General features: G+C 44.1%; 22 protein-coding genes. 10 read left to right on the top strand and 12 right to left on the bottom strand.

Features of this window, described 5'->3' with window-relative positions:
• The first annotated feature begins 156 nt into the window (after nucleotides 1–156).
• A complete protein-coding gene (locus tag AC23N5_RS27980; RefSeq protein WP_487758054.1) occupies nucleotides 157–432 on the top strand; it encodes a hypothetical protein in 276 nt (91 codons plus the stop codon).
• Here the strand turns inward: AC23N5_RS27980 and AC23N5_RS27975 are convergent.
• From AC23N5_RS27975 to AC23N5_RS27955, 5 genes are all read right to left on the bottom strand, one after another.
• Complete coding sequence (locus AC23N5_RS27975; protein ID WP_487758053.1) at nucleotides 429–1,511, bottom strand: hypothetical protein; 1,083 nt, start codon at nucleotides 1,509–1,511, stop codon at nucleotides 429–431. The genes AC23N5_RS27980 and AC23N5_RS27975 overlap by 4 nt on opposite strands.
• A gap of 24 nt (nucleotides 1,512–1,535) precedes the next feature.
• Nucleotides 1,536–2,309 (bottom strand): hypothetical protein, encoded by a 774-nt coding sequence (locus AC23N5_RS27970; RefSeq protein ID WP_487758052.1) that lies wholly within the window; start codon nucleotides 2,307–2,309, stop codon nucleotides 1,536–1,538.
• On the bottom strand, nucleotides 2,287–2,841 hold the full coding sequence (locus AC23N5_RS27965; RefSeq protein WP_487758051.1) for an RNA polymerase sigma factor: 555 nt from the start codon (nucleotides 2,839–2,841) through the stop codon (nucleotides 2,287–2,289). Before AC23N5_RS27965 ends, AC23N5_RS27970 begins: the two co-directional genes overlap by 23 nt.
• 538 nt (nucleotides 2,842–3,379) lie before the next feature.
• On the bottom strand, nucleotides 3,380–4,957 hold the full coding sequence (locus tag AC23N5_RS27960; RefSeq protein WP_487758050.1) for an NAD(P)/FAD-dependent oxidoreductase: 1,578 nt from the start codon (nucleotides 4,955–4,957) through the stop codon (nucleotides 3,380–3,382).
• A 38-nt stretch (nucleotides 4,958–4,995) separates the two neighbouring features.
• Nucleotides 4,996–6,555 (bottom strand): 7TM diverse intracellular signaling domain-containing protein, encoded by a 1,560-nt coding sequence (locus AC23N5_RS27955; protein ID WP_487758049.1) that lies wholly within the window; start codon nucleotides 6,553–6,555, stop codon nucleotides 4,996–4,998.
• A 533-nt stretch (nucleotides 6,556–7,088) separates the two neighbouring features.
• On the opposite strand from AC23N5_RS27955, the gene AC23N5_RS27950 reads away from it, so the two are divergent.
• The gene (locus tag AC23N5_RS27950) at nucleotides 7,089–8,789 is read left to right on the top strand and encodes a tetratricopeptide repeat protein (RefSeq protein WP_487758048.1); all 1,701 of its coding nucleotides are present in this window, start codon (nucleotides 7,089–7,091) and stop codon (nucleotides 8,787–8,789) included.
• Nucleotides 8,790–8,842: 53 nt separating this feature from the next.
• Nucleotides 8,843–9,406 (top strand): helix-turn-helix domain-containing protein, encoded by a 564-nt coding sequence (locus AC23N5_RS27945; protein WP_487758047.1) that lies wholly within the window; start codon nucleotides 8,843–8,845, stop codon nucleotides 9,404–9,406.
• A 90-nt stretch (nucleotides 9,407–9,496) separates the two neighbouring features.
• On the opposite strand, the gene AC23N5_RS27940 is transcribed toward AC23N5_RS27945, so the two are convergent.
• Nucleotides 9,497–11,320 carry an ABC transporter ATP-binding protein gene (locus tag AC23N5_RS27940; protein WP_487758046.1) on the bottom strand — a complete coding sequence of 608 codons (1,824 nt, stop codon included), beginning with the start codon at nucleotides 11,318–11,320 and terminating at the stop codon, nucleotides 9,497–9,499.
• Between the two features lie 276 nt (nucleotides 11,321–11,596).
• Here AC23N5_RS27940 and AC23N5_RS27935 point away from each other — a divergent pair, with 276 nt between their 5' ends.
• Nucleotides 11,597–12,049 (top strand): carboxymuconolactone decarboxylase family protein, encoded by a 453-nt coding sequence (locus AC23N5_RS27935; RefSeq protein ID WP_487758045.1) that lies wholly within the window; start codon nucleotides 11,597–11,599, stop codon nucleotides 12,047–12,049.
• A 68-nt stretch (nucleotides 12,050–12,117) separates the two neighbouring features.
• Here the strand turns inward: AC23N5_RS27935 and AC23N5_RS27930 are convergent, their stop codons facing one another.
• The 3 genes from AC23N5_RS27930 to AC23N5_RS27920 all read right to left on the bottom strand — a co-directional run bounded on the left by AC23N5_RS27930 (nucleotide 12,118) and on the right by AC23N5_RS27920 (nucleotide 15,985).
• Nucleotides 12,118–14,043 (bottom strand): TlpA family protein disulfide reductase, encoded by a 1,926-nt coding sequence (locus tag AC23N5_RS27930; protein WP_487758044.1) that lies wholly within the window; start codon nucleotides 14,041–14,043, stop codon nucleotides 12,118–12,120.
• A 54-nt stretch (nucleotides 14,044–14,097) separates the two neighbouring features.
• The gene (locus tag AC23N5_RS27925; protein WP_487758043.1) at nucleotides 14,098–15,381 is read right to left on the bottom strand and encodes a TlpA family protein disulfide reductase; all 1,284 of its coding nucleotides are present in this window, start codon (nucleotides 15,379–15,381) and stop codon (nucleotides 14,098–14,100) included.
• A 94-nt stretch (nucleotides 15,382–15,475) separates the two neighbouring features.
• Nucleotides 15,476–15,985, bottom strand: a complete 510-nt coding sequence (locus AC23N5_RS27920; protein WP_487758042.1) for a peptidylprolyl isomerase — start codon at nucleotides 15,983–15,985, stop codon at nucleotides 15,476–15,478.
• Between the two features lie 128 nt (nucleotides 15,986–16,113).
• On the opposite strand from AC23N5_RS27920, the gene AC23N5_RS27915 reads away from it, so the two are divergent.
• The 3 genes from AC23N5_RS27915 (at nucleotide 16,114) to AC23N5_RS27905 (ending at nucleotide 21,070) form a co-directional block, all read left to right on the top strand.
• Entirely contained in the window at nucleotides 16,114–19,191 is a 3,078-nt protein-coding gene (locus AC23N5_RS27915; RefSeq protein WP_487758041.1) for a PVC-type heme-binding CxxCH protein, read from the top strand.
• The gene (locus AC23N5_RS27910; RefSeq protein WP_487758040.1) at nucleotides 19,192–20,031 is read left to right on the top strand and encodes an endonuclease/exonuclease/phosphatase family protein; all 840 of its coding nucleotides are present in this window, start codon (nucleotides 19,192–19,194) and stop codon (nucleotides 20,029–20,031) included. It abuts the gene before it with no gap.
• 220 nt (nucleotides 20,032–20,251) lie between these two features.
• A complete protein-coding gene (locus AC23N5_RS27905; protein ID WP_487758039.1) occupies nucleotides 20,252–21,070 on the top strand; it encodes a DUF6973 domain-containing protein in 819 nt (272 codons plus the stop codon).
• Between the two features lie 4 nt (nucleotides 21,071–21,074).
• On the opposite strand, the gene AC23N5_RS27900 is transcribed toward AC23N5_RS27905, so the two are convergent.
• Nucleotides 21,075–21,722, bottom strand: coding sequence for an alpha/beta hydrolase (locus AC23N5_RS27900; RefSeq protein WP_487758038.1), 648 nt, complete (start codon nucleotides 21,720–21,722; stop codon nucleotides 21,075–21,077).
• A gap of 53 nt (nucleotides 21,723–21,775) precedes the next feature.
• On the opposite strand from AC23N5_RS27900, the gene AC23N5_RS27895 reads away from it, so the two are divergent.
• Nucleotides 21,776–22,180 carry a hypothetical protein gene (locus AC23N5_RS27895; protein WP_487758037.1) on the top strand — a complete coding sequence of 135 codons (405 nt, stop codon included), beginning with the start codon at nucleotides 21,776–21,778 and terminating at the stop codon, nucleotides 22,178–22,180.
• A gap of 141 nt (nucleotides 22,181–22,321) precedes the next feature.
• Here the strand turns inward: AC23N5_RS27895 and AC23N5_RS27890 are convergent, their stop codons facing one another.
• Together AC23N5_RS27890 and AC23N5_RS27885 are read right to left on the bottom strand one after the other, a co-directional pair.
• Complete coding sequence (locus AC23N5_RS27890; RefSeq protein ID WP_164489995.1) at nucleotides 22,322–22,567, bottom strand: hypothetical protein; 246 nt, start codon at nucleotides 22,565–22,567, stop codon at nucleotides 22,322–22,324.
• Between the two features lie 265 nt (nucleotides 22,568–22,832).
• A complete protein-coding gene (locus AC23N5_RS27885; protein WP_487758036.1) occupies nucleotides 22,833–24,920 on the bottom strand; it encodes a TonB-dependent receptor family protein in 2,088 nt (695 codons plus the stop codon).
• Between the two features lie 66 nt (nucleotides 24,921–24,986).
• Here AC23N5_RS27885 and AC23N5_RS27880 point away from each other — a divergent pair, with 66 nt between their 5' ends.
• A complete protein-coding gene (locus AC23N5_RS27880) occupies nucleotides 24,987–25,904 on the top strand; it encodes an AraC family transcriptional regulator (RefSeq protein ID WP_183976368.1) in 918 nt (305 codons plus the stop codon).
• Nucleotides 25,905–26,030: 126 nt separating this feature from the next.
• Nucleotides 26,031–26,477: an SRPBCC family protein gene (locus AC23N5_RS27875; RefSeq protein WP_183976366.1), complete on the top strand. Its 447-nt coding sequence runs from the start codon at nucleotides 26,031–26,033 to the stop codon at nucleotides 26,475–26,477.
• Nucleotides 26,478–26,545: the final 68 nt, after the last annotated feature.

Genomic DNA, 26,545 nt, shown 5'->3' with positions numbered 1-26,545 from the left:
GCGGGGATTCTCAAATCCCCGCGACGCAACAACCGAATATAATCGGGGTTGTGAGCAACCCCTTCGTTGGGATTTGAGAATCCCAACACACGATTAAAAATTCTTTTACAAAACGAGCATCCACACGTGCCATCGGGGAGAATACTTTCTAGCCGTGTGAGGGGATTCTCAAATCCCCGCGAGACAGCAACCGAAGACAATCGGGGTTGTGAGCAACCCCTTCGTTGGGATTGGAGAATCCCAACGCACTATTCAACATTCTTTTACAAAACGAGCGTACGCACGTACCATCGGGAAGAATACTTCCTAGCCGTGGGCGGGGATTCTCAAATCCCCGCGAGGCAACAAGCAAAGACAATCGGGGTTGTGAGCAACCCCTTCGTTGGGATTGGAGAATCCCAACCCACAAAGAGAATCCCAACGCACGATTAAATCCCAATTTGTAATCGTAAACCAGGTTGGACGCTTTTGAAGAAGCCGTTAAAATAAATTTCAGGCTGTATCTTAAACATGCCATAGGTCGTGACCGTCATTGAAAAATTCCAAGTGTTTTTGTCAAAAATAGACCCGTTTCTGGTCACCGAATGCCCCAAATACGCACCAAACAGCACTTTTTCGGTATTTATGCGTTTCGATGAGGGGCGTCTAAAATCGTACAATGTAACGCCCACCTGCACAAAACCATTGCTATGGGTCGTAAAACGCCTGGTCTGGTCGTTGCGCTCGGTAAAAAACATACTGCGCCATCCCAAAGTATAGCCTATCATTTTGTATTTGTTGGGAACAAACGTAAAGTCCACTTGCGAGTTGGGCACCAATTCATTCCTAAATACGCCAATACCAAACGAAGGGTGAACGGCGATAAAATCTTCTTTTTTGTTTTGGACTTTTCTAAACATCCTTCCCGACAAAGGCGTGTCGGTGTATTCAAATGAAAACCGCTCGTCGGTCAGGTCGTGCCCCGTGTATTTTTTCACATCCTCCAGTGCCTTCCGTATGTGCGCATTGGCCGTCGAAGTTTCAACAAGCCCCTCCGCATCTTCTAAGTTGTTCAGCACAAAACAAAAATACACCGATTCATGGATAACCACGCTTTTTTCATTTTGTACAATGAGTAGCGTATCTTGGGAGGTTTTCAACAACAAAGGCTCTGGACTCTGCGGCCTAAGTTGGAAGCGTTGTTGGGCGGAGATATGTTCTTTCAAATCCAGTTGGTACTGCCCGTTGCTAAGGGGTTTGTAGATGACCGTACGCGCATTGGTCGTTTCTTCCAGACCCGTTTTTATTTTCTTAAAATCCCTGATAAACAATGCAAGGGTAGAGTCAATGTTTTGAAATTGTTGTAAGCTCCGCACGTTGGGGGCATACACAATCAGCTTATTCCCTTTTTCCAAGTCAAATTGGTAACGACTGTGCTTTTCGAGTACCCAAGGTTTTGTTCCTGGCAAATTTTGGGCAAAAGCGTGGCTAAGGATGCCCACTGCGAGCATCGTTGTGATGAGGGTTTTCATGGTAATTACAGGATTTTGAGTGTTTTAATCTTTTTTTCTAAGGGACGTCATGATGCTACTTCCCGACTGATTACTGCTGTTGGTTTGCCAGTTAATCACCACAAACCCTTTGGCTTTGGCCTCCTTTTCGCGGGCTTCAGCCATTTCAACTTTGTGATAATCAGCCAATTCGTTGGCATGGACAATTTTAAACGAAGGCTTGATTTTGTTTTTGGTAATAGAAAAGCGGGACGGTTTTGCCGCAGGTGGCTGACTCGCTTCGGGCATCGACGCCGCAGCTACTTCGGGAGTTGTGGGAACGGTCTCCACCTTGGCCACCGTCACAGCTTCAACTTCAACGGCTGAAAGTGCTACTTCGTGGTTTGGCTCGGGTTCAGAAAGAGTCGGAGTGGGCGCAAGGTGGGGTGCAGTCGATGGTGCCACTTCTAATTTTTTGCGAACAATCGACCGTTCGGGCGTCGTTTTTAGGCTAGTATTTGCTTTTATTACCGTAACCAAAGGCTGGTTTGACAGCACCTCAACGCGCTGGTTTGCTACTTGAGTATCCGTACTTTTACCAACAAACCACTGCATTCTCCAGCCTATTCCTCCTACCAACAGCAGTAGCCCTACCGCTGCGGCAATGTGGTAACGAATGTCCCCTTTTTGACGGCCCAACCATGGTTTTTCTTTTGCAACAGGATGGAGTTCAGCCTGTAATTGCTGCCAAACCATCCCCGAGCGAAAGTTTTCGGGTGGACTATCGAGGCTGTCCAGTTCTCCCCTCACCCATTCGTCAAATCGTTCCGTATTGCTCATAGCCTCTTTGTTTTAAAAGTTGTTGTAACATGGCCCTTGCTTTGCTCAACTGCGACTTGGAAGTGCCAACATTAATGTTCAGTTGTTGGGCGATTTCTTCGTGTTTAAATCCTTCAACGACGTACAAATTGAACACCATTCGGTAACCTGCGGGCAATTCGAGCAGTGCGGCATAAATGGCTTCGGCATCAATCGACGTCTCGGGAGATTCTATTTGATAAGCGCTATCCGCTTCGTCGGTATCCGTAAATACGGGAAATGCCTTTTGTTGACGAAGGTGCATGAGGGCTTCGTTGACCATGATACGTTTGAGCCACGCTTCTAGGCTGTAGTCATCGCGGTAGTCAAAATCGGGCAAGCCTCTAAAAAACTTCAAAAAACCATTCATCAATACTTCTTCCGCGTCTTGGCTGTGCCGAACGTAACGCATACAAAGCCGAAACAATCGCGCGGCAAAGCCCTCGTACAGCCTATTCTGCGCGAATCGGTTGTTTTCTTTGCACATTTCAACAACTTTCTGCCAGCGATACACGGGTTTGCTTCGTTTGGTTTCAATGATAGAAATGCAGAAGAACGAAAATGGGTTGCCTGAAGGGTAAAAAAATTAATGCTGCTTATGGTGGGTGGGGATTCTCAAATCCCCGCGAGGCAACAACCGAAGACAATCGGGGTTGTGAGCAACCCCTTCGTTTGGATTTGAGAATCCCAACGCACGATTCAACATTCTTTTACAAAACGAGCGTCCGCACGTGCCATCGGGAAGAATACTTTCTAGCTGTGGGCGGAGATTCTCAAATCCCCGCGAGGCAACAACCGAAGACAATCGGGGTTGTAAGCAACCCCTTCGTTTGGATTTGAGAATCCCAACGCACACCTTGAGAATCCTAACACACGATTCAACATTCTTTTACAAAACGAGTGTCCGCACGTGCCATCGGGAAGAATACTTTCTAGCTGTGGGCGGAGATTCTCAAATCCCCGCGAGGCAACAACCGAAGACAATCGGGGTTGTAAGCAACCCCTGCGTTGGGATTGGAGAATCCCAACGCACACCTGACATGACAAAAAAACTACTTCCCATAAAGCTTCACCAAGCACTCCGCCACAAACGTACCGTCTAAGGCCGCTGACATGATACCGCCCGCGTAGCCCGCGCCTTCGCCACACGGAAAGAGGCGCTTGGTTTGAATATGTTCAGCCGTTTCGCGGTCGCGGGGGATGCGCACGGGCGACGACGTCCGACTTTCGGCTCCAATCAACTGTGCCTCATTTGAAACGTATCCTTTTATTTTTTTTCCAAAATCTTGTAACCCCAACCGCAGCGGCTCGGCAATGTGCGGCGGCAAATACTCGCGTAAATCCAGCGACTGCAACCCAGGCTGGTAAGAAGTTTCCAACAAACTGCTGGACGTACGCTGTTTGATAAAATCCTGCACCCGTTGCGCAGGCGCTACTTGCCCGCCCCCCGTGATGGCACAGGCTTTTTGTTCAATTTTCTTTTGAAGTTCAAGCCCTGCCAACGGCCCAAACTTGGCAAACGGCTTTAAATCGGCTTCTTCGATGCTCACCACCATGCCCGAATTGGCAAAACGGGAATCGCGCCGTGAAGGCGACATGCCATTCACCACCAACTCGCCTGGCGCCGTGGCCGCTGGGACAATGAACCCACCTGGACACATACAAAACGAAAACACCCCCCGCTGCACACCATTGACGCGGGTTTGGGTCACCAAACTGTACGACGCCGCGGGCAAATACGCCCCTCGATCGTCACAATGGTACTGTACCGAATCAATCAGGCTTTGGGCGTGTTCAATCCTCACCCCTACGGCAAAAGGTTTACTTTCAATGTACACACCTCGTTGATGACACAGTTCAAAAATATCGCGAGCTGAGTGTCCCGTCGCCAAAATCACCCCCAATCCCACGTATTCTTTACCGTCGGACGTGATGACACCGCGCATCGCTTCAGACTGGTTATCAAGTATAAAATCGGCCACTCGGGTGTTAAAATGCACTTCTCCGCCTGCTTGCAAAATGCTTTCGCGCATGTCGGCAATCAGCGGTGGAAGTTTGTTGGTGCCAATGTGCGGATGGGCATCGTATAAAATTTGGTCGGTAGCCCCGTGCGCCACCAAGATTTCCAAAATTCGTCGTACATCTCCCCTTTTGTTGGAACGAGTATATAATTTCCCGTCGGAATACGTCCCCGCTCCCCCTTCGCCAAAACAATAATTGGAATCGGGGTCCACGATGTGCTCTTTGTTAATCGCTGCCAAATCGCGCCGACGCGCTCGCACGTCCTTTCCGCGCTCTAGCACGATGGGTCTGTAGCCCAATTCAATCAGGCGCAATGCCGCAAACATCCCCGCAGGCCCACACCCCACAATCACCACAGTAGGCTTTTGGGATATGTCGGGGTAGCTTTTTTGGTAAGAAATCGCTGGCGGAGCGGCTTCATCGGCATACACCTCCACCGACACGTTGACTTTTACCTGCCGCGAGCGGGCGTCAATCGACTGCTTTAGTTTGCGAATTGTGAGGGTTTCGGCTTGTTGTAGCCCCAAATGACGAACCACATGTTGTTGAAAAGCAGCGTCGTCGAGTGCCACGTCGGGTGGCAATGTGAGTTGTAATGATTGATGCATTTGAAAGGGATTTAGCCTTTAATAAGTGCAAAGGTACGTCAAATCCCTAAAATTGCGAGTAGCTCTGCCTTTTTCGTACGCGACACACTTACCTCGCTTTCATCGGTCATGACGAGGGTTCCGCCGTCGCCTTTCACATACCGTACGACCTGACGTAAGTTTATAAGGTGCGATTTGTGTACCCGCATAAATTCATTTTCCACCAAAAATGGTTCAAAATCCGCCAATGGCTTGGAAGCCATCACTTTTTTCTGATTCGTCAAAAAAATAGTGCAATAACTTCCCATCGCTTGCACGTGAATAATATCCGATAACGGCAACAACAGCACCCCGTTCATCGACGGCACCGATAGGCGCTTGAGCGGTTGGGGCGCATCTTGGGAAATACCCTGGGAATCTTTCTCTTGCAATTGACGGTTTCGCTCCTGAACTCGTTGGTATTCAGCCAATAACTTTTCGTTTTCTTCCAAACGTTTCAGCGACAACGAACGCGCATCGTCGGCTTCTTGGCGAAAAATACGAATACGGTCGGCCAGTGCAAAAGAGAAAAGCGCTGCCTCTAACATTGTTCCAATGGGAAAAGCATTATAGACCAAAAAATGAGTACTCGTAATAATTCCCATTTTCCACAACGTAATGACGACCACCGAGCCAAGAAATACCGTCCACCCCAACAAATAAAACCGAGCTTGTCGTAGTCCCTTCCAAAAAACGGTGGTGGCGGTTGTCATCAGCAAAGCACAACTTATCAAAAACGAGAGCATTGTAAGGTTATTAGACAACGGACGAACATTATAAAATTCAAGCAGCGGCAAGCAAGATAGCATCCCCAAATATACTTGTAGGATGCGATGCAGCCGCGGCACAATGGCCTTGGTTTGAAGAAACTGCATCGCAAACAAAATGACCAACCACGTATTAACTACCGACGGGGTGTCTATCCAACGATTAAAGGACGGACACTCGGGCCAAAGTAAGTCAAAACCAATCCCTTCGAGTCGAATCACCACAAACGTACACGTAATCACATAAACGCAATAGGTAAGATAAAGGCGCTCGCGTAATTGTACGAAAATGAATAAATTATACAAAAACACCAGCAACATCCATCCCAAAAAGGCACCTTCAAAAGTATCGTTCCAGTGCTGCCAGCTCGCCAGTGCTTTCTCCGACGCCACGTACATCGATGCCAACAAAGTAGCATCGCCACTTATACCAATATAAACTGTTTGAGGATGTGTACCCAGCGGTACTGTCAGCTGATTATTTTGGAAAAATCGGCTGTTGTATTTTTCCAAAAAACCCGTTTTATAGTAGCGAATTGCGCCTTTTTGGTCGATAACATACACTTCTATTCTGAAAATATTCTCTTCATCACAAAGCAAATAAAGGCTTCCTGTCGAATGGTTTTCGACCGATGCCTTCAACCATACTTTTGAGTTACGGACGCCAAAATTAGGAGCCGTTTTAGTGTTTTTTTGAAACGCTTTTGATGGCAATTTTTGAAGTTGTTCTATACCAAACAGTCGGCTTTTATCTTCATAAAACTGAAGATAGCTTCCCAGCGAAATTGTCTTCGATTCCCTGTAATGAAGCACGGGAGACGTCTGACTCTTTCCCGAAAAAGCACTTAATAAGCATCCTAACAAAAACAAAATATAACACCTCACAAGATCAAGAAAGTATGTCTTTTAATATGACTTATTTATTACAAAAGCTAGAATTTTTCAAAGTATATACACGCAAGTATATTTTTATTTTAAAATCATTGCAATATTACACTTTTCATATCTATGTTATTTTACCAAACTATCTATTCGTATATTTTTTATTCCTCATTTGTTTTGCATAAGTATCATTTTCAATACTTTCACGTTGACTAACGCATTTTATTAGGCATCAGCTATATGCTTTTCTGCGTTGAAGCTCTGCTTGAGTTTCATGCTACAAAAATGTTTTAGGGAAATTTATGGGCACTGCTCAAACTACTTTGCAAACGATTTGTTCAATGGTATATTCAGATTCATTCAAAACATAGATGGTGTCAACTAAGACAAGTAGTGTATTCCAAAACAAAAAAGCCAAAAATGGCCTAATAGAACAACCTTTTAACCATAATGATAGGTTACAAATGGCTATCATCGCCCAAAAGGTATATCAAAAGTGCAAAATATGGCTGTTATTTGCAATACTTTGTTTGGGGGTAAATAACTGTACAAAAGATGATAACGCAGGCTTCGACCAAATGCCCAAAGAATGGCTGGCAGCCAAGGCAGAAATTGAAACCTATAGTGCCATAGACTCAAGCAAGGCGTTTTCATTGGTAAAAAAGTTTCAGGAACAACATCCCAATTCAGCATTGGCACAGGTCATTTGTCTGCTGGGATACGCCGAAACCTATCACTTTTGGTACAACAACACAGTTGCCAATGAATATGCAAAAAAAGCGGCCTCGGCTGCCCGAAAAATAGGCTATTTAGAGGGACAAGTCCAAGCAGACTTACTCATTGTCGAAACAACCAAAGAATGTGATACGTGTTTAGATTATTTACTTACTGTTGAAAAAATCATCCAATCAAATCCCTCAGCATTTACGGTTAAAACCATTTTTCGTTTTTATCATGACATGGGGTATTATCATTATGAAATAAGTGACACTGAAACAGCAAAGTATTATTTTTTACAGGCAAATGAACTAGCAAAAAAGAACCAATTATTTCTCGAAGAAAGTATTGCAAAAAGCGCCTTAGGCTCGGTATTTTCTCGTCAAGAAAATTTTAACAAAGCAATTACATTTCACCAACAAGCCATTGCTACATGCCAACAAAATACCCCTAACGAATGCGGAAATCATTACTACGAATACGCTATTGCACTCCTCGAATTAAAGCGCTATGACGATGCCTTGAAGGCCATTCTCACCGCCGAAAAATTGTACAAGGTGCACCCACATCCGTTCAATGCGGGCGAAATTGATGGTATTCTTGGCACGATTTACCTGAAACAAAAAAACTACGAGAAGGCAGAAAAGAGTTTTTTGACATTTTATAAAAAAGCACGATTTGCTTCGACCAAGATTTGGGCGCATAATCTGTTGACAAGTTACTATTTTACAATTGGTGACTTTAAAAATGCGTACATAAATAGTCAGAAATCTATCAAAATGCGTGACTCCGTTTATTCAAGTGAGCGCACTTACACCTCCGTTGCCAAACGAACAAACTTTGAACTTGCGCAAAAAGACGAAGAGGTTCAGGCAGCCAACATTCGGCTAAAATACGCCATCGTGATTGGTGTTTGTATATTGTTGACTGCCCTAACTTTGGGCTTTTTGATTTATCGGAATCAGCAACTTTCCAAACAACTTACCCAATTAGAACAAGATAAATTACAGCAAAAAATTGATTTTGAACAGCGAAAACTCGCCACAACCACGCTGCATTTGAGCCAACAAAGTGATTTGTTACAAAACATCAAAAAAGAAATTGAGCAACTCAACGAAAACGCCGAACCTAGCTTACGAGCCAAGATAAAACACCTTTTAAAAACCATTGATAGCAATACCAATGATGAAAATGAGTGGGATAAGTTTAAGCTTCATTTTGAAGCAGTGTCACCTCATTTTTTTGAAGTACTTCGTCAACGTTCAAGCTCAATTACCGAACTAGACCTAAAACATTGCGCCTATTTAAAAATTAATCTATCGCCCAAGCAAGTAGCTCAAATTCTGGGAGTAAGCCCCAAAAGCGTTACATTATCTCGGGTACGTATTAAGAAAAAATTACAACTCGAAGAACACGAACAACTCAACACTTATTTGCAAAGTATTTAGTATCTAGTGCCCTATTCTATTGCTAATCCTCTTTTCTTTAAACAATTATACTTATGAACTCAGGAACCATTACAAATATTCCTATGCCGTCTCCCACTTATGACCACGTTAACATCGTTATTTCCGAAAGTGATTCAAGCCAAGTTCTGCGGCTCCTTATTGAGCATCGAATTCCGTTTAGTTGTATTCATTCTTCTACAGGAATTTACCCCACTTTAATCAACACATCCACAACGAACGCCCCTACCAATACTTCCAAGGAGATATATGTATTTAAGGATGAGTTTGTAGAAAAAATTCAGCAATTACACGAACAAATTGTTTCTGATTTTTCTTTTAAAATACCATCCATTGATGAAGTTTCAAGCTCGTTTAAAGTAAGTCCAAGCAAATTTAAAAGTGTGTTCAAAAGCTTGTACCAAACACCTTACCATCAGTACTTTATGGAGCACAAAATGCAACAAGCACGCGAGCTTCTTGAGAGCGGTCGGTATTCGGTAAAGCAAGTTTCTGACCTTTTGGGCTACACCACTCCGATTAAGTTTGTGATTGTGTTCAAAAAATACCAAAAGGTAACGCCAGGCCGAATTAAAGTCAACGCCCGAGTCCGTAGGTAGGTAAGCCCAACCTCCATAAAACCCTTCCGAAAGTTGCTGTAATGAAACCCTCCCGAAAGTTTGAAACTTTCGGGAGGGTCACTCGACATTCTAATTATATCCTCTCGCTTGCAGTTGAAACAACTCGGCATAGCGGCCTTTTTGCGCCATCAACGTTTCGTGGCTCCCCGATTCCAACAACTCTCCGTTTTCAATCACAATGATACGGTCGGCCATGCGGACGGTGGAGAAACGGTGCGAAATCAGCAAAGCCATTTTTCCTCGGGTCAACTCCGCGAAACGCTGAAACACCTCGTATTCGGCGCGGGCGTCCAAGGCAGCGGTGGGTTCGTCCAAAATCAACAATTCAGAATCCCGCATGTAGGCGCGGGCCAAGGCAATTTTTTGCCATTCTCCGCCCGACAACTCCGTCCCTCCGCTAAAATGCCGTCCCAACACCTGCTGCAAGCCGTTTGGAAATTTTTGAATCAAACTAGCGGCCAAACTCCGTTCGGCGGCGGTTTGCACCCGCGGGAGTTCGTGGATATGCTCGATGTCGCCCACGGCAATGTTGGCCTGCGCGGTCATCATCAAACGAATATAATCCTGAAAAATCACCCCAATGTGGCGTTGCAATTCACCCAAATCGTACTCGCGCAAATCCACACCATCCAACAAAATACGGCCTTCGGTGGGGTCGTACAAGCGGGTCAACAATTTTACAAGGGTCGTTTTTCCAGCCCCATTTTCACCCACAATCGCCAGCTTTTCGCCTTTTTTTAGGGTAAAATTGAGGTCCTGAAACACCCACTTTGAGGCATTCGGGTAGCGAAAACTGACATTTTCAAACACAAAACCTTCCTGAATAACACTCGGGAATGGACGCGGATGCAGCGGCGAAGCCACCTCGGGTTGGAGGTGAAAGAAATTGAAAAAATCTTTGAGGTACAATGCCCCCTGCGAAATGCTCGTAAAACGGTTCAAAATCCCTTCAAGCGACGATTTTAGCTGCCGAAACGACCCAGCTAAAAACGTTAAACTCCCCAACGTAATGCTTCCTTTGACGGTTTCCAGCCCAATGTACCCATAAGCACCGTAGTAGCCCGCCGTCCCCACGGCCGTCAACAGGGCGCCCCAAAACGCCCGTCGCAACGCCAATTTTTTGTTTTGCTGGTAATACCCGCTCGACACTTCCCGAAAGCGGTCGGTCAGAAATTTCGACAAGTTGAATAATTTCACTTCTTTGGCGTTCACGTTGCTCGCTCCTACGTAACGCAGGTAGTCGAGCTCGCGGCGCTGGGGCGTCCATTGGTAAGAAAGGGCGTAGCTTTCGGCGTTGAAATAAAATTCTCCCAAAAACGCGGGTAAGATGCTCAACACCAGTATCAAAATCAACCACGGACTAAACACCACCAACCCCGCTCCCAGAAAACCAATGGTAATAATGTCTTGAAACTGCGCCAACGTTTGGGCCAACAAGGCCGTCCGTCCGACGGTTTGCTGACGGGCGCGTTCGAGTTTATCGTAAAAAACGGGGTCTTCAAATTGCGCCAAATCGAGGGTAGCGGCGTGCTCCATGATTTGAATGGAAGAACGATTGGCGTGCAAATCGCCCAAAAGCGCATCGAGCAACGACGTAGCACGGTTAAGGCCATCCGACAACACCGCCAACCCAAGCTCAAGGCCAATCAACCACAACAACCAAGAGGTATCCGTCGAGTGGGAATTGATTAACCTTACTACCTCATCAATGATCAATTTTCCCAAATACAACGTACCAAAAGGGATAGCCGAACGTACCAAACGCAGCAATCCATTGCCCGCGGTCATCCACGGATGGGTATTCCAAATTTCCTTAAAAAACGGGGGTAAATACTTGAGTGCCGCAAAACGGTCTTTGAGGGTGGGTTGGGGAAGTTTGTTTTTGGGGGCCATTTAGTAGCAAAAAGGAGTTGAATGTAAGATGGATTTTGTCCCTATCCTTCTCACCAACAGCAATTTCTTTTATTTAGTGCCGAAGTTGCCCCGTCTCAAACTGAAACCTACTTTCGCCACAAACTCCCCCATGTTGTGTGTAGCGAGCACAACGGGGGCGCGCACTCCCGAATATTTAGGCGAAATACGAAAGAAAAGTATTTCTTAAACCAGTTTAAGTTTTTTCGGTTTCCCATTTTTCAACTTTGCATTGAACAATTTTAAAAGAATACTACAATGCAAAAACGATTTAACATTAAGGAAGTTGCACCCAATGCACTAAAAGCGATGATTGGTTTAGAAATGTATCTTTCAAAGGCTTCCATGTCTAAAACAACCAAAGAACTCATAAAAATACGTGCTTCACAAATCAACGGTTGTGCCTATTGTATCAACGTTCACACGCAAGATGCAATTAAAAATGGGGAAACAAATCAGCGTATTTTTCTATTGAATGCCTGGAGAGAAGCTGAGGGTATTTTTACAGATGAAGAAAAAATAGTATTGACAATAACGGAAGAAATAACGTTGATCCATCAAAAGGGATTATCAGACGAAACCTATTCAAACGCCTTACAGTTTTTTAGCGAAGCCCAAATTGCAGATATTATCACTGCCATCATTACCATCAACCTTTGGAACAGGGTTGTGCTAAGCACACACTTACCGATTGGACAAAGTCTTGCATAAGACAAAAAATCACCCCGTTGTGCGCACTGCTCTACTGAAGACTGCGGACAACGGGGTAATAAAGAATTTTATTTTTGAAAAGACTCTTCTTTCAACAGTTCAATTACCCAACTCAATTTTTTTACAAATTCATCTGACTTATTTATATCAAATCCTACGTCTTTAAATCGAATATTCCCTTCTTTATCAATAACAAATTTAGTAGGCAAATTCGTAACCCCAAAACTATGTGCAACTTCATCTGTATCATCAAATAGAACATTAAAACCTTGGCCTTTCTTTTTCATTATTTCTTCTACTTTCTGCCTATATTTTAAATCTTTTTCTTTCGTATCAATAAAAACAAAAGTCAATGTAGAATCATTGTTGTACTTATTCATTATATCATAATAAGAATCAAAAGAAGCTACACAAGGCCCACACCAAGTAGCCCAAAAATCAATAACAACAATTTTTCCTTTAAGTTGTTCCAAATTGACAATTTCATTTTTTCTATTGCTTAAAGAAAACTTAGGCGACACTTGCTTTATCACTTGTTTTTTTACACTACTTTCCCAATACTTATACTCTTGACTTTTAATTGTTTCAATATCTTTCGGATAAATTTCTTTAAGCATTTTGCTAATTGTTTCATTTGCTTTACCTGTGCTCATCACAATTTTTATTTCTTGTTCAGCTTCTTCTTTCATTCCTGACTCTAGCAAGGCAAAAATATATACTTCATTACAAGTAACTAACTGTCTTTTTCCATAATCAACTGCAGATTTTTTCAGTAAATATAGAGCATCATCACATTTATTCTTTCGCCTTAATATAGAACCATAAGTACACAAATAATTTGCAAGTTTTTCTTCTTTTGACTGAACTATTTCTCGTTTTGTAAGAAATGACTTAAAAGAATTATTATTCAGTTTTAGCAAATCACTCTCAGCAATATTTATTGAGTTAATAATCAGCTTTTCAGCAATATCTAAATGAATACCCTGATTACAAAAATTTGAAGCAACTAGATTTGAAATTGATGCAGTAGTTTCTTCAATATTCACATCTAATAGCAATTGATACCACTCTCTCCATCTATCTCTTTCAAAATAATCTTTATACAATCTCATAAGAAATATTACCTGAGTAGCTTTTACATATTTAATTGCAAGTTCATTTCTTAAATAAGTATAATCCTTTACTAATTTTTCGTATATAGCCTGTTTTTCTTCAAATTTTAATACTTTATTAAACTCTACCTGAACTTCCATTACTTTATTCTGAATCGAATAATTATCATTTGGAAACTTAGTTCGTTGTAAATCAGAAAAATAATTAGCTTTGTTTATATTTTTCAGTTTTCTATAATTTTCTATTAATGTTTGAATTTCATCTTCATTTAAATTTTCAAGATTAGAAAACTTCTCTAGTTCTTCTTCTAATAATTGACAATTTTTTGTATCATTATTTAAAGTATTAAAGTAAAATTTTACATACCAATTACGTTTTAAAGATGGATATTTCTCAAACTCTTGCTCAAACAGTCCTCTGGCTAAGCTCAGAGCACTATTATTTAACCTATTACTATTTACTAATCTACAATAAGCAATACCTACATCTGCGTGTCCTCCTTTTAAGGGTAACCCTTTTTCATCATGTAAAAGGATGTAATGGGCTAAACTACCATTAGTATCCTGGACATTAAAACTCTGATTTGTTGGAATTATCACTATACCTACTACATCATTTTCTGGCTTTAAAGTAAGCATTTGAGTGTTGTTCTCAGAATCAAAATCCATTTCGATAGCATATATATCATTTTCAGGTCTTACAAAATACACAAGCGCTTTAATACTTTTACAAGTATCTAATGGAGTACCTGTAGTGTTATAAAATACATGTATATTTTGTCCAGAAGACGGCTTTTCAGGCAAAAATCTAATACTTAATTTTTGCCCCTTAGCACTTAAATAGAAAGAAAATGAAACAAAAAACAAAATTATATTTTTCATAGTGTTGGTATTTAAACAAAGACTCGTAAAAATTCAGAAACAGTACCTACGATTTCATTTTAGTTCTTTATCTAAAATTTCTTTCAAATCTTTTGCGGAGATATTCGTTTGAACAATTTTACCAGTTGGGTCAATTAAAGCCGTTGTTGGGAAAGCATCGATATGATATTGTTTCACCAAGTCATTTTGAGGAGTATTGAGTATTTGTGGCCATTTAACTTTATGCTTTTCTAAAAAACTCCTCAATTTTTCAGGCGAATTCTCTCCCGCCGCTATACCAACAAATTCAACTTTAGTTTTATCTAATGTTTGATACAAATCGACTAGTTTAGGAATATCTTGAACGCATCCACGGCACCAAGTTCCCCAAAAATCAACATATAAATACTTGCCTTTGTAATTATCGGTACGTATTTCCTTTCGTGTAACAAACTCTTGGCCCTTAAACGGTTCTAATAAGTACCCACTCTGAAACGAATAGACATTTTCGTTATGACCAGATTCTAATTGAAGGGTTTGAGCATAAAAATTAACTCCTTTGTTCTTATATTTATTACCCAAAAGCCCGCCTAATGTCAAATATTTATCAATTTCTATAAGTTGATTATTTTCAAACGTTTTGTTTACAGTCTCTTCTACAATCCCACACTTTTGAAAAACAAAATTATTCCGAGGAAAAGCGATGGTATAATCTCCTAATTTACATTTTCCATATTGAGGAATATTATACCCTAAATTACCATCCTTAAAAACCTTCATAACTAATGGAAAATCTGCATCCAGAACTTTCCCATTTGTAAAACGGTCATAATGTACTCTTTGCAAATTTTTAGTAGAAAATTCATTCTTACCAAAGACAAGTTGTTCAGGCTCAAATGCTTTTTCATCGCTAAAATCTAAATTGTTATTTGTATCAACAATCACCCATTGTTTCCCATTTTTATCCCGCCCACTTACTGCATATACAAAACATCTAATAAAAGTTGAGGTTAGCTGTGTCGTATCGGGAACCCACTTCCATGACTGTTGTAAATATTCATACATTCCCTTATCAATGTTACCTTTTTTAAAATGCTGATAGACAAACTGATAAGGATCTAACCAAATATTACCTTGAATTACATGATGCCAATTTTTAGGTATGCCTTTAGGGTTTTCATACGTTTTTGCCCATACAGATTGTTTATCTTCTGCTCCCAGCAAACCAAACGAGGGAATAAATGGCCCATATCCTTCCACAATTGTAAAAGGAATAGATATTTTGCGACTCTTCTCTTCTGAACTTAATTGGCATCCACCAAAAAAGATAACAATAAAAAACAAGCAATAAGTACGCATATAAGTTCTACATTGTAACAACCCCAATCTGTAAAACAACGAATTCTAATAGTCCTCGCCCCAAACTACAATTTGGGGCGAGTCTCCGACGCAATTAGCTAATTCCAGGCAATTCGCCACAGTCACTTATCACAATCTTCTTAGAGGTCCGTCCGTTGGGGCTGCCGTAGCTTTCGGCTTGTAGCACCACGTCCATTCCTTCTACCACTTCCCCAAACACCACGTGGTTGCCGTCGAGCCATTCGGTCGTAACCGTTGTGATAAAAAATTGAGAGCCGTTGGTATTGCGCCCTGCATTGGCCATGCTCAGTATTCCTGGCCCTATGTGCTTCAACTTAAAATTTTCATCGGCAAACTTTTCTCCGTAAATAGACTTTCCACCCGTTCCGTTGCCTTTGGTAATATCGCCTCCTTGGAGCATAAAACGAGGAATAATGCGGTGAAAAACGCTTCCTTTAAAGCCAAAACCCTTTTCGCCCGTCGCCAATGCTCGGAAATTCTCGGCGGTTTTGGGGACAATATCCGCGCGTAATTCAAAAATAACTCTTCCTAAAGGGGCACCATCGGCCGTAATGTCAAAGAAAACTCTTGGATTGGTAGGCATTTGTTTATCTTGTTTGAATGAAATTTAAAGGTAGGAATTTATTAGTTAAGCCCCTCTGGTAGATTAAAAAAAGTGAGTTCTTTCCTTTTACTGAAGTTGTTGTACCATCACATAAATGAACGACCTCCATGAAAAAATACCTTTGGGGACTAGGCGCGCTGGCCATGACCAGTGGATTAGTCGCTAGTTATCAAAACGATAACCCAAGTCGTGCCTCACAAAGTAGCCTCGATAGCGTGTATGCCAAGCTTACGCAAGAGCAAAAACACGACCTCAAATATGCCGTAGGAGCGCTGGAAGTAGCCGATGGCTTGGAAGCCAATCTGTTTGCTTCTGAACCCATGATTACCAACCCCACCAACATCGACATCGACCATCGGGGGCGGGTATGGGTGCTCGAAGCCTACAACTACCGCCCTGCCATCACGGGAAACCCTACCCACTCCGAAGGGGATCGCATCCTGATTTTGGAAGATACCAACGGCGACGGCAAAGCCGACCTAAGCAAAGTATTTTACCAAGGTCCCGAAGTGGCTGCCCCGCTAGGCGTTTTGGTCATGGGCAACCGAGTTTTAGTATCGCAAAGTCCTTACGTTTGGTTGTTTACCGACGAAAACGGTGACGACAAAGCCGACAAAAAAGAGATTATTTTTCAGGGAATTAAGGGCGAACAGCACGACCACGGAATGCACGCCTTTACCTTTGGCCCCGACGGAAAACTGTATTTTAACTTTGGAAACGAAGGAAATCAGCTACTCGACGGCAAAGGTCAGCCCGTACTCGACCAAGACGGGCAGCCCATCGACCGCAAAAAATACAAGCAGGGAATGGTGTTCCGTTGCGACCCTGATTTTAAAAACGTAGAAGTACTCGGGCACAATTTCCGCAACAACTACGAAGTGGCCGTGGACAGCTACGGTACCATGTGGCAGTCGGACAACGACGACGATGGCAACAAAGGAGTCCGCATCAATTACGTGATGGAATACGGCAACTACGGCTACACCGACGAAATGACGGGAGCAGGCTGGAGTGCCAATCGGACCAATATCGAAGCCGAAATCCCTTTCCGTCACTGGCACTTAAACGACCCTGGCGTAGTTCCGAACTTACTCCAAACGGGCGCAGGCTCGCCTACGGGTATGGTGATTTACGAAGGTGATATGCTGCCAACTGTCTTCCAAAACCAAATGATTCACTGCGATGCGGGGCCAAACGTGGTGCGTTCGTATCCCGTTGAAAAAAATGGCGCGGGCTACAAAGCCAACATGGTAAACGTACTGTACGGCAAACGCAACCAATGGTTCCGCCCGTCGGATGTGTGCGTAGCGCCTGATGGTTCGCTTTTTGCCGCCGACTGGTACGACCCAGGCGTAGGTGGCCACCAAGCGGGTGATTTGAACCGTGGACGCATCTACCGCATCACGCCACCCAATACCTCTTACAAAACTCCTGCCCACGATTTCACCACGTTGGAAGGCGCGTTGAAAGCCATTCAAAGCCCCAACGTTTCGGTGCGTTATTTGGCGTGGAACAAAATTCGTAGCCTCGGCCAAAGTGCGGAAAGTGAGCTATCGAAAATGTACCAAACGTCTCCAAACCCCCGCATGAAAGCGCGGGCGTTGTGGTTGTTGAGCAAACTTCCCAACGGGCATAACTACGTCAGTGCGGCATTGAAAGATGCCAACGCTGATTTACGAATCACGGCCATTCGGGCCGCGCGCCAAATTACGGCCAAAGGGGTATTGCCGTTGACTGTAGAACAATTGAATCTCTTAGCTTCTGACTCAGAACCGCAGGTTCGTCGGGAAGTAGCATTAGCGATTCGTCATAATACCGACGACCTCGCAGCGGATATTTGGGCACAATTAGCCAACCGCTACGACGGACAAGACCGCTGGTACCTCGAAGCCCTCGGTGTATCGGCCGATGGTCAGTGGGATAAGTTTTTTGGCACATGGCTCAAACTTGCAGGGCCTAACCCAACTGCCTCCGCCAAAGGGAAAGACCTCGTTTGGCGGGCACGGACGGCGGCTTCGGTACCGTTGTTGGCCTCGTTGGCGGGCGACAAAAACGTGGCGTTGAAAGACCGCCTTCGCTATTTTAGGGCGTTTGATTTTAACCCAGGCGCTACCGAAAAATCGACGGCGTTGCTGGAGTTAATGAAAACCAATACCGACACCGAAATTACCAAACTTTGCCTTCGTCACCTCGACCCAGGTTTTGTTAAAACCTCGCCATTGGCGCAGCAAAACCTTCAAAAACTGCTCGACGCCAGCTACGGCACGGGCGAATACATGGATTTGGTACAACGATTTGAACCTGCCAGTGAAGCAAAACGCTTGTTGCAACTTGCCCTCGACAAACCCATGCAACGCGAAGGCCGCGACGCAGCACGTCAGTTGTTGAAACAAGAGCAAACGCCGCTTCTTTGGAGTACTATTAATGGAAAAGACGTCGCCAAAGCTCAAAATACGTTGATTGCACTTCGTGGCATTGGCAGCAAACAATCGCTAGACATCCTAAAAACTGTAGCGCTAGACCCCAAACGTCCCAAAGCCATTCGGACAGAAGCTACGCGGGCGTTGGGTGGAAGTATGGACGGCGAAGACCTCGTGCTCGACTTGCTCCAACAAGGTAAAATCGCCAACGATTACAAAGCGGTGGCCGTACAGGGTGTAAGCGGTGCTTGGCGCAAAAATGTCAAGATTCAGGCCGCCAAGTACCTTGACGCAGCTCCAACCAAAACGGGCAAAAAACTCCCGCCCGTCAGCGAGCTAATGACCCTTACAGGCAACGTCGCCAACGGTAAAGCGGTGTTTGCTAACTACTGCGCTATTTGCCACCAAGTCAACGGTGAAGGATCAGATTTTGGGCCTAAATTATCCGAAATTGGCAGTAAACTTGGCAAAGACGGTCAATACATGGCTATTTTCTACCCAAGTGCGGGGGTAAGTTTTGGCTACGAAGGTTATGAAATAAAGTTCAAAGACGGCAGCACGACGGTCGGAATTGTGGCCAGTAAAACCGAAACTGATTTGCTCCTCAAATTCCCAGGAGGTACGACCCAAAGTTATAAAATGAGTCAGGTTGTTTCGATGAAAAAACTTGACGAATCACTGATGACTGCTGGCCTTCATGAATCCATGAGTCAGCAAGAGTTGGTTGATTTAATTGAGTATTTATCCAGTCTTAAACGTAAATAAATGAAAACACTATTTCTAGTTCCAATTCTCGCGCTTTGTGCATTTTTTGCCAGTCATGCCCAGCCGTCAAAGGCCATCAACGTAGCTACTTACAATTTACGCTACGATACGCCCAACGACGGCCCGAATGCTTGGCCTAATCGCAAAGAAAACGTCAAAGCACTTATTCGTTTTCACGAATGGGATATTTTTGGTACCCAAGAAGCCTTGCGTCATCAGCTCAACGGCGTTGCTGAATTAACGGAATTTGCGTTTGTGGGCAAAGGCCGTGACGACGGCAAAGAAGCAGGCGAGCACTCAGCGATTTTTTACCGAAAAGACCGTTTTAAATTGCTTCAATCGGGCGATTTTTGGCTTCGCGAAACCCCCGAAACCCCAGGCAAAGGCTGGGACGCAACCTGCTGTAATCGGATTTGTAGTTGGGCCAAATTCAAAGACCTCAACACCAAAAAAGAGTTCTACTTTTTCAACGTCCACTTCGACCACCAAGGCGTAGAAGCCCGCCGTCAGTCGGGGCATTTGATGGTTAAAAAAATGAAGGAAATTGCGGGAAATGCGTTGGTCATTTGTACTGGAGACTTTAACTCAACCCCCGAAACGGAACAAATTCAACTCATGAAAGGCGCGCTTAACGATACCCACGATGTATCAGCAACCCCCGCCTATGGCCCCGAAGGAACTTTCAACGCGTTTAAATTTGATGCTCCTATGAAGCAACGCATCGACTATATCTTTGTCAGTTCGCCCATCAAAGTGTTGAAATACGGCGTTTTGACCGATGCCAAAGACCAACGCTATCCATCTGATCATCAGCCTGTAGTTGCCAAAATTATATTTTAAGTAAAGTTTAAGGTCAATTTAATCTTGTTTTAAGAATATTTTTGCAGCTTTGAACATCAAACAAGGGCGTTTGGTACAAGCAAAAGCCTTCTGTTTTTTGTGGTGTTATCAAGGACATTGATACCCGATCCGCCAATTTAGAGTGGGTCGGGTATTTTGTTGTAAAATATCCCCATTTTCACGTACCTTTACTAGCCTAACCCTTCCCTGACCAACCAACATGCTACGTCGTTTTATTGCGTCGCTACTGCTTACTTTTGTCGTACTTTCGGTTCATTCCAAAGGGCATTCCCCTAGTTTATTTTTGGGATTTAATCCGCGCGTTCAAGCCTTGGCCTTTCAATACCCCGTTCAGGCTCAATTAATTTTTGACGCGGGAAACGAAGCTAATGTCTATACCGACCAGCGCTTTGGGGCGGGTGCACAAGCCCAAAACGACAATAGTTCCAATGCCTTTCGCCACTCGGTTTGGAATGCTCTTTCCATCAAAAAACTCAAAGACATCGGAGCCTCCGAAGCTACGGCTACCGAAATTGTCAGGCTGTTTACCTCAGCCTACGAATACAACGACGCAGGTACGGCACTGGTGAAAAATGCAGCCTCTGCCATGGATTTGCACAATAATTTGGTGGGGCGTTCTTTCAAAAATTACACAACCGTCAATCAGCTCTTGGACAGCCTGTATTTAAAATCCATTGAGCCTAAAGTGGTTACGGTTGGTCTTGAGCAAAATTTAGCCAGCCACAACGCCGACGCCAACACTGCTTGGACATTGCTCGAAAACACCGCAAGTTCGACGCTGGAGGTGAATAAACTATTGTACCGCATCGACCCTTGCACTACCGTTTTGTTGTTAAATCACCCCATTACGGAAGCTGTAAAGTTTGAAGTGAGCAATAACATTCAAGCCAAAAACGTAGTCGTGGCCACGGTAAAAGTGACCTACGACGCCCAAAAATACGTACAGCTAAATCCAGGTTTTAAGGCCGAAGCAGGCAGTGTTTTTACGGCCTATATTGATGGCTGTGGCAATAAATAGGCATTTATCCTTTCACTAGTTGGTGTAAGATCGCACTGTCAACGGTGTGGCGGCCATCGAAAGTCACTACTTCAAGGTGCGGAATGGCCATTCGTATATCTTCTTCGTACTTTTTCGTATCAATTTGTACCAAATACTCATCTTGCAACCCATACACAAGCGTCGTAGGAACAGTAGCTAATTTGTTGGGTTCAATCACGTCGGCTACGCCATTTCCGAAAAAACCCGCCCAGATAAGCAAACGGTCGCAGCGAACGTGGTCGTTGTTGAGCCACCGAAGCAAGGTCGCATTCCCCTGCGAAAACGCTAGAAAATTAATGGTCAACTTAGATACATCTCTGCCTTCCAACAACGTGTCGTAGAGGTGGTTGAGGTAATAAATGTAGTCTGAGATTTCGTGGGCACGTTCTTCTTTCGTCATCCACGACGCTCCTACCCTACCCGAAACGCCTTCGAGGTAAAACCGAGATAAAGCCTCGGGGGCAACGACAAACGTTTGACCGTCGTTCAACACGTCAAATTTTCGGATAAAAAACTGCGCCAATTGCCCATATCCGTGCAGCACAAACCAAACGTTTTGGGTGGACTCGTTGAGTTCGCCCAGCGTAAAATATCGCGCCGTTCGCTTTACCTCTAAGTGATGTTCTTGCATAAAATGAAGTATATTTGTTGGCAATATTCGTACTTAAAACCCGAACCGACAACATGAAATCAAACCTTTTTTTCTACCTTATTTTGGCTGTATTAATCGTGGTAGATGCGTGGCTGCTCGCTCATCCCAATCTTCTAGGCAAAATAGGGGTAATGATGTTTAAATATGACATGATTAGAACTTTTCCGCGCGCCCTTGCCACGGTAGGTCTTACGGCATTGGTATGCCAAGGAATTGTACTAGGTCTTCACGCAAAAGCCCCCAAAAAGACGGCTTTCACTGTGTTAGGTGCTTTTCTTGTGCTATCTATTGGCATATTAATCAATACCTATTTCAAATTTTCGTCAGGCACTTACGCCATGACAGGGGCAGGTTTTAAAACGGGTGCACACCTCACACCGCTGATTTTGATGCTTATTTTTGGGAATGGGCTGTACGAAACCTCGTCAAGAAAATAAAAAAACACGCCCCAACTAAAAGTCGAGGCGTGTCCAACCCATACAGCCATTTTAAAAATATTTTGTCTTAACGTAAGATCGCTTGGATAAATTGTGTAACAACTTCTGTTGTTCTAACAACTATATAACATTCAATCCCTTTTAATTAGTTCCCTTACGTCGGTCTCTTCTATCTTCTTTGCGATCGCGAACATCTTCGCGGCGGTCGCGTTTGTCTTCTTTTCGATCTCTGACGTCCTCGCGGCGGTCACGGCGATCTTCCAAACGGTCACGGCGCCCTCCGTGGTGTCTCGCATCGCGACGATCTTCTTTGCGGTCACGAATATCTTCTTTGCGGTCTCGTCGGTCTTCGCGATGATCGCGTTTATCTTCTCTTCTATCTCTCACATCCTCGCGGCGATCCTGGCGGTGATGTTTTCTGTGCTCAAATTTACGGGGTTTTTCCGTTGCCAGAGCCGAGATTGAGATAAATCCAAGTATTAACGCGGCAAAAATGAGTTTTGTTTTCATGGTAGCTGATTGTCTAGGTAGTTTTTGTTTTCATTGATTAGACGCAGCATTCTGAAAAAGGTTTAATGATTTATCAACATTTTTTTCTACGCTACCCAAACCTTCCAAGTTTGATAACCGCGACCTTGAAACTTGGAAGGTATTACCGATTCACTCCCACTTTCAACCCACCAAACCAAAAACGGCCTTGCGCTGGCTCAAAATAACGGTTGGCACTCGCATTTATTTGAACGTTCTGAAAATAGGTTTCGTCCAACAAATTATTTACCCCCACAAACGGCTCAATATGAAACTTCCGCCACGTCTTTTGTCCACCCAAACGCAGATTCAAAAGGCTATATCCATTGGCGGTCACAGCGTTGGCATCATCGGCATACAATTGGCTCGCATGGCGTACCTGAGCAATCGCAAATAACCCCGAAGGCATAAAATAACGAAGTTCGACCTGCACCGCGTGTTTAGGAATGCCTGGCAACACATTTCCATCAAATTTCCCCGCTGAGGTTTGATACTCACGGTAAGTAAAATCCGAATACGTATAGTTTGAGAACAAGGTTAAGCCTTTGGCCAACATGGCATTCAAACTTGCCTCAATCCCTTGTCGTTTTGAACGACCCGCGTTTCGGTAAAACACCCTCCCCGCTTGCCCCGTAATTTGGTACGGCACCAATTCATCTTTCACTTCAATGGTAAACAACGCCAAATCGGCCCGCACCCGTTGTCCAAAATAGGTCTTTGCCCCTATCTCGTAATTCAAGGCTTGCTGTGGATTTAGCTCGGGGTTAAACCCACCCGTTCCTGAAGGGTTATTCGACAACTCACTCATGGTTGGCGTTTCAAAGCTGCTCCCTAAGTTAGAATACAAATTAACCGCAGGAGAAACTTCCCACGAAAGTCCCAACGTAGGATTGATACGACTGTAATTACGGCCACCCGATTGGTCGCCGTCCGACATAAAATAATCGGTTGCTTTTAAGCGAATCACATCCGAACGCAGCCCTACCAACATCGTTATTTTTTTGTACGATAGCTCCTGCGTAATATACGAGGCAATGTTCTTAAACGATTCCAATTGGTCGAAAGTTAATTTTCCTCTCACCCCCGTCATGTTATCAAATCGGCGGCGCGTGTCTCCCTGCGACTCCAAGTCAAGCCCCATCCGAAAACGGTAACTAAGGAAATCAAATTTCTGAGAAAACTGGTATTGAAAACTCCCGCCTGCAAACGTTCGATTGATGGTTCCTGCCCCTGCGGCCTGAAACGCCAAATAGTTGGCAAAATCACGTTTTGTCCCAAAAGCACGCACAAAAATGAGGTGATTACCCATCGTTTTTTCAAACGTAATTCCAACCCGGCCTTGGGTCACCGACTCTCCTGCCAAAAATCGCAGGTTGTTTGGATGGGCTTGGCGACGATTTTCGGCTACTTGCGCCAATGTAAGTCCTCCTGGGTCGTCGGCTACGGGGCTTGTGCCGTAGTTGGCCAACACCGAAAGGCGCGTCAATGAATCAAAATCATAGCGTAGCTTCAAATTCAGAATCGTACTTTCCATGCGACTATTGGCGCGATAACCCTCTGATTGATTACGAGTTGCGACAAACACCATTTGGAGTTTTTTGTGTTGAACGCCCGTTTTAAAACGCCAGCTTCGCATACCGTACGAACCCACCGTTCCCTGCACTTCGGCCAACGGCATTTGACCCGCATTTTCGGTTTGTAAGCTTATTACCCCTCCCGCAGCGTTGCCAAACAGTCCCGACGACGGCCCGCGCATCACCTCCATCCGCTGCATCGCCCCCATGTCAAGGTTATCCACGTCGGCTTGGCCATCGGGAGTAGATTCAGGAATGCCATCCACGTAGAGGCGAATCCCGCGAATCCCAAACGCCGCACGTGCCCCAAATCCCCGAATCGAAATGCGTAAATCTTGGGTATAATTATCTGGATTTTGAGCAAAAAGCCCTGCCACACCTCCCAGCGATTCGAACATCGAAAGTTGCGGCTGCCCTATTTGGATGCGCCCGCCGTTGAGCACTGTCAATGCCGCTGGCAAACGTTTTTCATTGATTTCAAGTCGTGTAGCCGTCACGGTCACGGGAGCGAGTTGGCGCAGCAATACCGTGTCCTTTTTTTGGGCATTGGCCGAATCAATTCGAAGGAGAAGCAACGATGAAAAGCTTAATGCAATTTTAATCCCCAAACCTCGTTGTTTTTTTATAGAAATAATCATAAAATTGTTGGTATTTATCCAATAATGAGTGTGCAAGGTCGCTATTCAATCTAACATTTCATCTTTATGAATTCGTTCGACATTACAACCCATCTTCAAAGCAGAAAGTTAGAACTCGTTGTCGAAAACCGTACTGCTTATACCCTCGATAATGCCGAACTCAATATTTACGAGACCCACCAAGCCGCCCAAAACGTAGAGCTTACTTTTTCTAATCCCGTGCTGGCCAGCATGATTCGGGGAAAAAAAGTAATGCACCTGACCAACTCACCTTCCTTTGATTTTTTTCCAGGTGAATCGGTGATTGTTCCTGCCCATCAAACCATGCGCATCGACTTTCCCGAAGCCAATAGCAAAAATCCTACCCAATGTTTGGCGTTGGCGATTTCGCCGACCAAAATTCGCACCATCGTCGAAACCCTCAACGAACATTCGCCGCTGGTGGATAATAACGAAGGATGGCAATTTGCCAACGATAATTTTTATTTCACCAACGAAGCCGCCATTCACCAGCTCATCGGGCGACTTATTTATTTGTTTACCGAAAACAACGCTGCCAAAGACTACTTCGCCAATTTGGTACTGCAAGAACTCATTGTTCGACTCATGCAAACCAAAGCCCGCATGGTGCTAAGTACCAACCTTCAACAGCTTGCCAATACCAATCGGCTTGCTTACGCGATTAAGTATGTACAAGAGAATATTCACCGAAATCTAACCATCAAAGACCTCGCCGACAAAGCCTGCATGAGTGAGCCTAACTTTTTTCGGTGCTTCAAACAACAGTACGGCATTACCCCCGTAGAGTACATTAACCAACAACGGATTCAACTGGCCATGAAGCTTTTGTACAACACATCGTACAGTGTTTCAGACATTTGCTTTGCTTGCGGCTACAACAACCTCAATTATTTCCAGAAAGTCTTCAAAAAAGCTGCTGGCGATACCCCCGCCAATTACCGCAAAAAAATCGTTAAGTTCTAACTTACACCTTTTGATAGAATTGTTCTGTTTTTTAATACAATAGTGCCATTCTTGGACTGAAAGATTATCGTAGCTTTGAATATTATTATTTTGATAATTTCTATTACTTAATCACGTCTTTGCTACATGGAACTTACAGGAACTCATACCCTCAACGCACCCGCAGAAACCATTTGGGCGATGTTGATGAATCCCGAAACGCTGGCCAAAGTAACACCAGGTATCTCGCGCCTTGAGCTCGAAAGTGAAGGCGTTTATAAAGCCATTGCTGAGGTAAAAATTGGCCCCGTTGCGGGCAAATTTGAAGGAAAAGCGGAAGTTGCCAATGCCGTAGCTCCCGAGAGTTTTACGTTGCGTGTGGTACAAAACAGTAAAATAGGCAACGTCAATGCCGACATCAACATGACGCTGAAGCCGCTCTCCGATTCCCAAACCGAATTATCATTTGACGGCAAGGCTGATATGTCGGGGCTATTGGCTCGTACTGGAAACCGCGTGATGAGCGGCGTTGCCAGCACCTTGACCAAACAATTTTTCAAAAATTTCGAGGACGAGCTCTCCACAGCAGGTTAAAAGTGCTGAGGGTTTCTCAAAACGTGATGAGGGTTTCTCAAAACCCGACCGAAGAACCCTTCCAACGT

This window comes from Runella sp. R5_40, from assembly GCF_057652295.1.
Note: the sequence above shows the minus strand (reverse complement) of the source record. Positions and strands in the feature narration are given on the sequence as shown.